General features: G+C 39.6%; 8 protein-coding genes. 6 read left to right on the top strand and 2 right to left on the bottom strand.

The annotated features are described in order from the left end of the window. Positions 1-121 precede the first annotated feature (121 nt). Together pdxH and H5162_RS20830 are read left to right on the top strand one after the other, a co-directional pair. Complete coding sequence (pdxH, locus tag H5162_RS20835; protein WP_182779420.1) at positions 122-760, top strand: pyridoxamine 5'-phosphate oxidase; 639 nt, start codon at positions 122-124, stop codon at positions 758-760. 6 nt (positions 761-766) lie between these two features. Then, positions 767-1,540, top strand: a complete 774-nt coding sequence (locus H5162_RS20830) for a TatD family hydrolase (RefSeq protein WP_182731505.1) — start codon at positions 767-769, stop codon at positions 1,538-1,540. On the opposite strand, the gene H5162_RS20825 is transcribed toward H5162_RS20830, so the two are convergent. Beyond that, positions 1,507-2,127 (bottom strand): AhpA/YtjB family protein, encoded by a 621-nt coding sequence (locus H5162_RS20825; protein WP_145235511.1) that lies wholly within the window; start codon positions 2,125-2,127, stop codon positions 1,507-1,509. The genes H5162_RS20830 and H5162_RS20825 overlap by 34 nt on opposite strands. Positions 2,128-2,423: 296 nt before the next feature. On the opposite strand from H5162_RS20825, the gene serB reads away from it, so the two are divergent. Continuing rightward, a complete protein-coding gene (gene serB / locus H5162_RS20820; RefSeq protein ID WP_182759227.1) occupies positions 2,424-3,437 on the top strand; it encodes a phosphoserine phosphatase SerB in 1,014 nt (337 codons plus the stop codon). A 5-nt stretch (positions 3,438-3,442) separates the two neighbouring features. On the opposite strand, the gene H5162_RS20815 is transcribed toward serB, so the two are convergent. Next, positions 3,443-5,929, bottom strand: a complete 2,487-nt coding sequence (locus tag H5162_RS20815; RefSeq protein WP_182779419.1) for a PilZ domain-containing protein — start codon at positions 5,927-5,929, stop codon at positions 3,443-3,445. 373 nt (positions 5,930-6,302) lie between these two features. Between H5162_RS20815 and radA the strand changes: the two genes are divergently transcribed. From radA to H5162_RS20800, 3 genes are all read left to right on the top strand, one after another. Next, positions 6,303-7,688: a DNA repair protein RadA gene (gene radA / locus H5162_RS20810; protein WP_182719606.1), complete on the top strand. Its 1,386-nt coding sequence runs from the start codon at positions 6,303-6,305 to the stop codon at positions 7,686-7,688. 187 nt (positions 7,689-7,875) lie between these two features. Beyond that, entirely contained in the window at positions 7,876-8,808 is a 933-nt protein-coding gene (locus tag H5162_RS20805) for a hypothetical protein (protein WP_182762616.1), read from the top strand. Between the two features lie 617 nt (positions 8,809-9,425). Further along, positions 9,426-10,340, top strand: a complete 915-nt coding sequence (locus H5162_RS20800; protein ID WP_182779418.1) for a hypothetical protein — start codon at positions 9,426-9,428, stop codon at positions 10,338-10,340. Positions 10,341-10,468 lie beyond the last annotated feature (128 nt).

The raw sequence follows: 10,468 nt of genomic DNA, 5'->3' as shown, positions 1-10,468 counted from the left end.
TTTGGGAGTTAGTTTTTTGGTTCTAGTTGCTGGTTGCTAGGTGTAGCTTGACTCTGTGCTTAAATTGTTGAATTTCGTGTCTTACAGCTTACAGCTTACAGCTGATAAAGAAGGATTTGATATGAAACTTGAAGATATCCGTCGTGAGTATTTGCAAGATGCTCTGAGCGAAGAGAATTTACTTGATGATCCATTCAAGCAATTTGAAACCTGGCTTGAGCACGCGGTAGCAAGTAAACTGCCAGATCCAACGGCGATGGTGGTGGCAACGGTTGATGAAATCGGTCAGCCTTCGCAACGTATTGTGTTGTTAAAGCATCTTGATGATAACGGGTTTGTGTTTTTTACCAATTCCGGCTCGCGTAAAGCACAAGAGCTTAAAGGCAATAATAAAATCTCTTTGCATTTTCCGTGGCACCATATGGAGCGCCAAGTGATTGTTTATGGTGAAGCACAACCACTGCCAACTTCAGCGGTTGCCAAGTACTTTTTGTCACGTCCCAAAGAAAGCCAGTTAGCTGCATGGGCTTCAAAGCAAAGCCGTCCTGTATCATCGCGTAAAGTGTTGATGGAAACTTTTGCTAATATGAAAACCAAGTTTGCTAAAGGCGAAATACCATTGCCAGATTTTTGGGGGGGATACTGTGTTGTGCCAACAAAAATTGAGTTTTGGCAAGGTGGTGCACACCGCCTGCATGACCGTTTTATATATCAGCGTCAAGCTGATAACAGCTGGCAAATTACACGTTTAAACCCATAGTTTATTATGGCGTTTATTGATTCCCACTGCCATTTAGATTTTACTGAATTTGATGCCACCCGCAGCAAGCTAATTCAGCAATGTCAGCAGCTGGGGATCGAAAAATTGATCGTGCCGGGGATCACTTTGGCACAATCTCTTTCTTTATGCGCTTTTGCTAAACAGCATTCTGCAGTGCGCATCGGTGCAGGTTTACATCCTTACTTTTTAGCAGAATATCACCACAGTCATTTAGCCAAACTGACTGAGTTTACTGTGCAACATCGCCAGCAATTGGTCGCTATTGGCGAATGTGGCATTGACCGCAGTATTGACGATATTGTTTTGCAAACTCAGATATTTGAGCACCATATTGATCTTGCTAATCAGCTTGAATTGCCATTGATTGTGCATCATCGACAAAGCCATGACCTTATTGCACAGTCATTTAAGCGCTGTAAGCCAAAATATGGTGGTGTTATACATGCTTTTTCAGGCTCATTACAACAAGCACAGTATTATATTAAACAGGGTTTTAAACTCGGGGTGGGCGGGGTGATCACTTATCAGCGAGCACAAAAAACACGTTCCGTTGTTGCTCACATAGCACCGGAGCACTTACTACTTGAAACAGATGCACCTGCAATGCCGTTAGCGGGCTTTCAAGGACAAATAAACACGCCGTTACAGTTACCCTTGGTGTTTGAGCAGTTATGCCAATTAAAGCAGATCACAACGCCTTATAAGGCAGGTTTTCAAAAGCAGCTTTATGATTCGTGCTCAGAACTTTTTCGGATATAACGATTTACTTGCCAGCGCTTTAAACCACGGCCTAATTGCCAAGTAAAAATACAGGTTATCACTAGCATTAGTAATACTTGGCGGCCTAAGTCATGAAAGCTGCTATGACTGGTTGCTACTGCTGAGCGGGTCAAGTAAGTTATTGCAACAAATCCTAGTGGGCGATCGTCATCACTGATTATCGGTTCAACAAACGGGGTTTTAAGTTTACTAATACCCGGAGTGGAGTTGGGCAGCTTACCTAAAATATGGTGAGCTTGCCAATTATCACTACTGGCGATAAGTATGCCTTGCTGATCATAAATCGTTGCAGCCAGTACAAACTCATCTTTGCTTATGCTGTTGCATAAGGCTGTTAATTCAGGTTTGTTTTTTTCAAGTAGCGGCGTTTTGGCATTGAGAGCCATAAAACGAGTTAAGCTTTTTGCTGTGCTGTCGGCACTATCATAAAGCAACTGGTGGCTTTGAAAACTACCATTAACAGCAACCCAAGTCAGCAATACAAAGCATGCCGCAGCAATACTTAATCGCACTAGGCGTTGCCTAAGAGATGCTGAAATAGGGTTTTTAAGATGGTTATTTTTCATAGTCACCGTTTACGCTGCTGACAGCTTTTGTTTTTGATGTTACAACTAAGCGTAACTATAACCTTAAATCCCCCTTTATGGCGAATTAATACCAATCGACTTAAATATTTAGTCTTTCTAGCGTGCTAAATAAAGCGCTAACGGCGTTATAAGTTTTTTATGTAGAACAACTACATATAAAATTTATGCCTTGTTATCACTCTATTTATCCGTCGCTATAAATGACCAATAACCTAACACGATTGGTATAATTGTTATTTTACAGGGGAGACATTAGTATCATTTTTGGAGTTATCATGACATTGGAGCGCTTTGCGAGCCTTTCATCAGAGCAGTTATCGGCACAGTTGTCGTTAGGTATGTGGTATCACTATCAAGATGCTTTATTAGTACCAACAAGCTTACCAACTGATCCGCAAGGAATGTTTAGTATTGCTTTTGCAGGGGACTTTAGCGGCCAACAACTAGCTAATATAATTAACTTTTTAGCTCAGCAGCAGTTTATTGTCAGTGCATTTTGTCGTTATCAACCAGAGCCAAACTTAAGCCCCGCACTTTGTTTTTACAGCGAGACACTAAGTCCAAGCATTAATCCTTTGGTGCTGAATGAATTTGCCCATCCATTGGGATTTCAACTTGTACAAGTTAGTAAGCCACCGATTTTAACTAAGCCCGGTTTATTAGTAATGGATATGGACTCAACCGCCATTACGATTGAATGTATTGACGAAATCGCAAGGCTTGCTGATGTATATGATGATGTCGCAGCGGTAACCGCACAAGCGATGGCTGGTAAGTTAGATTTTAGTGAAAGCTTACATCAACGAGTCGCTAAACTTGCGGGTATTGAGCAAAGCTTAATTGATGAACTAAAAAATAGTTTACCATTAATGCCAGGGATCAAAGCGCTATGCCAAGTGCTAAAGCAGCATAATTGGTATTTAGCCATTGCCTCAGGTGGCTTTGTGCCATTTGCTGAACAAGTGCAAAAACTGCTTGAACTAGACGAAGTACATGCCAATGTATTGGAATTTAAAGATAATAAGTTAACAGGTAAAGTGCTAGGCATGATTGTTGATGCGCAGCAAAAAGCCGTGGTGTTGAGCCAATTACAGCAACGATTAAATTTACCTACGCAACAAACAGTGGCGATTGGTGATGGTGCGAATGATTTGACCATGATGGCTGCGGCAGGACTCGGTGTTGCCGTACACGGTAAACCTAAAGTTGTTGAACAAGCCCAAGCTGCAATTTGCCAAGGCTCGCTATTACAACTGTTATATTTATTAACTATTCCTGTTATTAAGTAACGGAGTTAAGTTAGGCGTTTAAGCCAAGTCTGCTTGCGCTTATTCATTTGGTCTACCAGCTCTGCGGTAAAGTCCAAATGACTAAGCGTTTCATCTGTTACATCAACCATGTCACCAACACCAGTGACTGCCCACAGTGCCTCTTCAAGATCTTTTGCTTTGTGCAATGCATATTGGCTTACGTATTTTAACTCGTTAGATAAGTAATCTGTATCAGGGCGGCCAGTGCGTGAAATATAAATACGCATTATAAAGAGCAACTCAGATTTGAGACCTTTCTTTAAAAAAAGTAACTGTGGGGCATAATCCTCGCCTGCACTGCACTTGCTTTTTATAGCGTCTTTAATGGTCGGTTTTTTAGGATCAAAACGAATAAATAAAGTGAAAGGTAGAGGAGGATCTTGACGACTGCGATCTTTTATAAGCGGTGTGATCACGCCATTGAGCTGCTCTGGCGATAAAAAAGCATCAATGCTGGTGGTATTATTAAGCAAGCCATAGTTTTGCAAAATAATATGCAATGGGCTCGGGTACAAGCCTTGACCAATTGCTCCTGTTTTAAAATGTGCAGCTTCTTTATGTAAATAAAACGGAAATTGGCAGACACTTTTAGTTACCATATTTCGCAGCGCTGTCGATAATCCTGGCACCTTTGGCGCTTCTTCAGATACTTTTAGTTTATCTTTATTATTTTCAATTAACTGCGTAAAAAATTTCACCCCTTCGTGTGGGTTATCAACAATACGTAAGGCTTTTAAGTTGATAGTGGTGAACGATTTACTGACCGCCATCACTTCGTACTTTAATTTACTCAGCGTGTGCTTTTTGGTTATTTTTTGCAGCTCAGGTAAGCTTAATTCAACAACTTCACCTTTTTGAAAAGTAACCGGTTGGTCACACTCAATTTGCAACCCCATCACCGAGAAATCACGACTATGAGCGGTATGTGTTTGCTCATCCTGAGTTGTTAATACTACATCGGTTTTATACAAATAGCGTTTGTGAGAGCGTAGGTTTACATACTCTAAATCCACGGTTTCAAGCTTTGGTGGGGTTTTATGTTTGCCATGGCCAAAGTGCTTGAGCTGATTAACTATACTTTTATCGTAACTAAAACTTTGATAATGCGCTCGTTCAACGTCTGTTCCGACTGCTGTTAAAATCACAAGATATTTTACGTCTTTGATCATTCCTTGTACGCGAGGCGTTGGTGGCTTGTTTAATTTTTCAATATCTTTGCCAGCGGTATTTGGTAAGCTTAATGGAATAAATGAATCTTCTGGATGGCTTGGCATTAACTGTACTTTAAAACATTGCCAGCTTTCTTTTTGGCTACCAAAACCAAAAAATAATGCGCTTAATTGCGGCTCTGCAGTCAACTCCGTGCGTGTTGCTGAGTAATAATATACTTTTCCAGCAACCACGTGCGTAAAGGTGTATAAATACTCTTCTTTAACTGGGGCTGGGTTACTTAGTAACTGACTTAAACGTTGCTGATTTAAAATAGTGTATAAACATGACAGCTTTCGCTCATCGCAAAAATAACGCTGAATAAAAATATTGTTTTCAGTGGTCAGCACTAAACTTGGGTAGAGTTTATCGTTTTGCAAACTAAAAAAAGTAAATAACGAAGTCACCCGGGGAATATAGTACTGCTCATAGCCTTTTGAGACGACGGCATCTAAAGTATTATCTAAATTTACTTTATAGCGACGCTTATTGCCGTGAATAAAGCTTTCTAAAAACTCATCAAATTTTGCGTTATTTTCTATAAAAGTACGTTTTAAGCGAATATGATTAAATTCCGCAGAGATTTTCTCAACTGCAACAACTTCATATTGAATGCCGTTTTTTAAACCTAATTCAAAATCTTGCTCAAGACCGACTAAACGCAGTCCTAATAACTGCCCTTTTTTGACTTGATAGCGCGGTGAGAGCTTTATTTTTGCGCCACTTAAAGATATATCTGAGGTGGTTGCTGCAATGGTGTTGTCTTTGTTGAGTTCTACAGTGATTTTGATTGAATAGTTCATCCGTTCTTCACGGCGACTTTCATAAGAGGCAAATTTAATAACCTGGCAATCTAATTTTTGTTCATTCTGTAACTCAGGTTGCTTAGCTTGTTCAGCGGCTTTTTTTTGCATTACACGATGGTTATTATCGGTGTTCATTACAGCTTCGTAAACAGCAAGGGTATAACCACCATGGCGTTCTATGGCTTGTTCAAATACCGCAATAGCGGTTTCATCCATAAAGTGTTGTTTGCCTTCATACTCATAAGGTTTAACTTGGCCTGTTACTTGGCCGCGTAAATCAATAAAACGGGCGATAGGTTGCGACAAGCGCGACATTTCCATCTTGATCAAGAACTGCTCAGGTTTTGTTAAACCCGCTGTCTTCGATTTAAAGATCGTGTCAAATTTGGCATTACCTAAATATGATTTAAGCTCATCAACTAAACTTTCATATTTAAGCAGAGTGTCTTCAGTCATTTATAAAACCATCACCGTCTATTCTAAAAAGTTGGTATACTGCACATGTATTTACACACTCACTTGGTTGCTGGTTTGCAGCATGTGCGGTGTAATGAGTTACCATCTTTAATTTTTATTATTATGAGATTGCCAAATAAATGGCTCATTACTTTAGTTTATTAATCAAAAAAGCCCAAGCTAAAAAGATTAAGCAAAAAATATGCCCTAAAGTAAAAGTGATAAACCTTGCTTTTTTATATATCTCGATTGTGGCGTTGAATTGCCTTATTGGCAAGGTCAATATTCAGCGCACGATAACGTAACAATAAATTAAAGATCATCCTAGTATGGACATAAATGATTTCAAAATGACGAAGGTAGGCAAAAGTTAATGGCAAAAGCGGCAAAAATAGAGTTTGTTTGCACCGAATGCGGAATGAACTACCAACGCTGGCAAGGACAGTGTCGCTGCGGCGCATGGAATACCTTAGCCGAATTTAAGCCCTCAGCAGGGCAAACTAAAAAAGCAGCAACGCGCAGCGTTGTTGGCGGCTATGCTGGTGGCGTTGGCGGTGGCTCGAAAAAAATTAATGACATCGCAACCACCGAAGCCGAAAAGCAACTAACCGGTATTGGTGAACTTGACCGAGTATTATCAGGTGGCGTAACCACAGGTTCTGTGAATATTATTTCAGGCGATCCCGGAGCAGGTAAAACGACTTTATTATCGGATTTAGTCGCGCGCATGTCACAGCGTATGCCATCACTTTACTGCACCGCAGAAGAGTCGTTATCGCAATTTAAAAATCGTGTTAATCGCTTAAAACTCGATTACAACCCAGACGAACTGTATTTGTTATCAGAAACCAGTGTTGAAACCATTATCGACGAGCTTGAAAAAAATAACATCAAGTTTGCAGTAATCGATTCTATTCAAGCGGTTGTTACTGATACCGCAAACGGCAGCCCAGGTTCACCGTCACAAGTTAAAAGTGCCGCGCAAGCGCTTACACAGTACTGTAAGCAAAACGACGTCACTATGTTTATTATTGCCCACGTAAATAAAAATAATGAAATAGCGGGGCCGCAAACCTTAGTGCATATTGTTGATGCGTTATTACATATCGACACTAACGATGGGCAAATACGTACCTTGCGCGCCAATAAAAACCGCTTTGGTGACATTGATACTGTAGGCATTTTTAGAATGTGCGAACGCGGTATGCTAAGTGTTGATAACCCCAGTGAAATATTTTTATCGGGATCAAGTACCGACTCACCCGGTTCAACCATTACTTGCATTCGAAAAGGTAACCGCAACTTGTTGCTCGAAATACAATGTTTAACTACCGAAACCGAGGCGGAGTTTCCACAGCGAGTGTGCGTAGGTTTAAATATGAACCGAATAAAAATGCTCACTGGTATTTTACGCAAGCACACTAAAACCAAAATCTTTCATGATACGTTTTTTAATATTGTTGGCGGGCTGAGAATTGATGAAACCGAAACCTGTATCGATTTAGCCTTAGTGACTGCCTTACTCAGTAGCTTAAATGAGTTTGTTGTACCGCGTACCACCTGCATAATGGGCGAGCTGAGTTTAAACGGTGACGTACGGCCAATCGACAGTGGCGTGCCACGCGTTAAAGAAGCTGCCCAACATGGTTTTACCGAAATATTTATTCCATTTCGTAATTACCATAAATCAATGGAAGGGTTAGGCGCTAAGATAACCCCAGTTAAAACAGTGCATGAACTGCTAAGTTTAATTAATTAGCCACGCTCAAAAAAGTGCAAATCAATTTGCACTTACTTATGCTAGGCCTTATCAAAGGTATTATTGAATGATACGCTTAATCAAAGGTATTATTGAATGATACGCTTAGCAAAATCTTAAGTCTAAAGCCGTTAGAGACTAAGCTAAATAACAACGGTGATAATAGAAATCGTAATAAGGAAATAGAATGAAAAAACTCGCAATTGTTGCTGTTGTTGTCGTTGCGGCTATCGGTGGTGTTAGCTATGCAAATCATGCACTGACTCAAGAAGTTAAAGTAGAGGTTGATCGTCAGCTTGCATTAATGAGCCAGCAAATGGGTGTAACAGCCAGTTATGAAGATATTTCGGCCAGCGTGCTTGGGCAAAGTGTTGAAATATCAAATATGCAAATCACTGGTTTTGATCAGCAGCCGGTTGCTAATATTGCGAGCATTGAAGTGGCGGGATACGAAGTAGATAAAATTGCTCCTCGTACCGAGTTGAGCATAAAAAACTTTACCTTCAGTGAGCATTTTTTAGCGCAGTTACCACCAGACGCTAACAATAAACTCGCTGCTGCTAGCTATGATCTCCATACATTGATGAACTATGATGAAAAATCAGGTGATAGTGATATCGACTTTGCGCTTAATGCTAAAAATATTGTAGGCCTTAATTTTAACCTCGGTCTAGCAAAATCAACCGCATTGATGAATGCTTCATTGGCGCTGAGCAAAATGCAGCAACAACTAGGTAGTCAACAGCCGACTTTAGAGCAGCAATTACAGCAACAAACCTTACTAATGGAGGCGCTTGCAGAGCTTGAACCACGCAGCATCGAAATTGCCCTCAATAACGAAGGTGAATTTAAAGCACTCGTTGAACAAACGCTTGAAAAGCAAGGTATGACGCTGGAGCAAATGCAGCAAATGGTCAATATGCAGCTACAACAAGCGCCAGTCAGCGAGGAACTGAGTGAAGCGATTAAAAACTTCACGCAAGGCTTAAGCTCATTAACCGTGTCAGCAAGCTTGCCAGAAGGGCAAACCATGACCGAAATTAACCAACAGATCTTCACCCTAATGGGGCAACCAGAAGAATTGGCAGAGTTTATAAATTTAAAAGCGAAGGGCGAATAGCTCTTAGAGCTATAAGTTGTAAGCCTTAAGCGGTAAGTTTAAGACAAAATACAGTTTTGAGTTATTTTAAAGCGCGAGTTAATCTCGCGCTTTTTTATTGGCGATTCGGGTGAGGGACTAGGATTTAGGCGCTAGGAACTAGGAAAAACCAAAGCAGGTCGGCGTAAAATTTATTATCGTAGGTTGTGGTTCAGAGCAACGAAACCCAACGGTGAAAATTAAAGTTTAGAGATTGTTTCAAGTGGGAAACTGACGTTGATATAGATTTAGGATAATAACTCATTGAATAATCAAGCTGTTGTTTGCTCCCATATTCAGGAAAATGAGCGACACGCGTATCTTTATCTGCTTTATTTTCCTGTATTCATAAACAGTTTTGAGTTTTTTTAACAACTCGCGGGTTTATTTCTTGTGATTTACAATAACAAAATAACAACAAAGATAAATTCCTTGATTTACATTTAGATACAGAGTTAGACTGAAAATATTAAAAAACTCAAAGGATTTTCTGTCTGCAACTTGTGGGTTTAGATCCTTTGAATAAGCTGTTAGGTTTATATTTAATCGCGGTGTTATAAATAGTATTTTTTGTAATTAAAAAGGATTTTCAATTAAAAATGAAAGAAAGAATTGGTTTTATTACTTTTGTGACACTGTTGGTAGCAGTGCTGGGTGTTATAGCCCCTATAGCGTGGGATTATTACAATGCAAAAAAAGACATATCTTTAACAGTAGTCTCCCGTAGTATTGTAATTTCACCGTCTGCTGAAGTTGACGGTTTGAAAGTAAGTTATAAAGGCATCGAATTAAACACGTTATCAAAAACTACATTTCTTATTGAAAATACAGGTAGTCGCCCTCTACTTAAATCTGAAGTTGTATCGCCCATAAAAATTGAAGTACCTAAAAAAGTTAAGGTATTAGATGCTATCATCGACTCGCAAGTACCATCTAATCTAGATGTTAATTTAATTAGAAACAATGGAGTTGTAGAGGTTCATTTTTCATTATTAAATCCATCAGATAAGGTTTTTTTTAGCTTACTTACTGATTCGAATAAATTAGAATTTAGCGCATCTGCAAGGGTTGCAGGTGTAAGTGAACTGGCAGTTCTTGATACACCTCCAAAGACTCTGACTATTTGGGCTTTATTATGGATACCTGTAGCAATTATTTCTTCTTTATTAGCTCTAGTTTCTTTGGTCGGATTTTCTCATTACCCTCAAGAATATCGTATTAAAAGAGCATTAAAGAATAATAGTTTCGTAGTACCTGATTTTTCATCTATTGAAGAAGGAAATATGTGGGTAAAGGAAACTTTTTATTTTATGATGGAAAGCGAAATAGAATCTATAACTAACCACTTATCTGAACTTGATAGATCAGGAAATGGGTTTACTAAGGACACCATTGGGAAAATAGCCATAAAAACTGTTGAGCAAAGCTATAATAATTTAATAATGGCACTATTTGTAGGTGGTGTCGGCTTATTTGGTTTGTATTATTCTTTAAATACAATGGGCTACCTATAAACCTAATCGGGTAGCCGGAGGTCTCTAACCTCCAGCCCCCACACCACCCATCATGCGGGTCCGCAATGGGCGGTTCATCTCCCGTAGTGAATATTGATCCAAATATCTCTTAATGACGCTAAACCTTG

The sequence above is a fragment of the Pseudoalteromonas sp. SR41-8 genome (assembly GCF_014163915.1).
Lineage (GTDB): Bacteria > Pseudomonadota > Gammaproteobacteria > Enterobacterales > Alteromonadaceae > Pseudoalteromonas > Pseudoalteromonas rhizosphaerae.
This window is presented reverse-complemented; position numbering and strand designations above follow the sequence as displayed.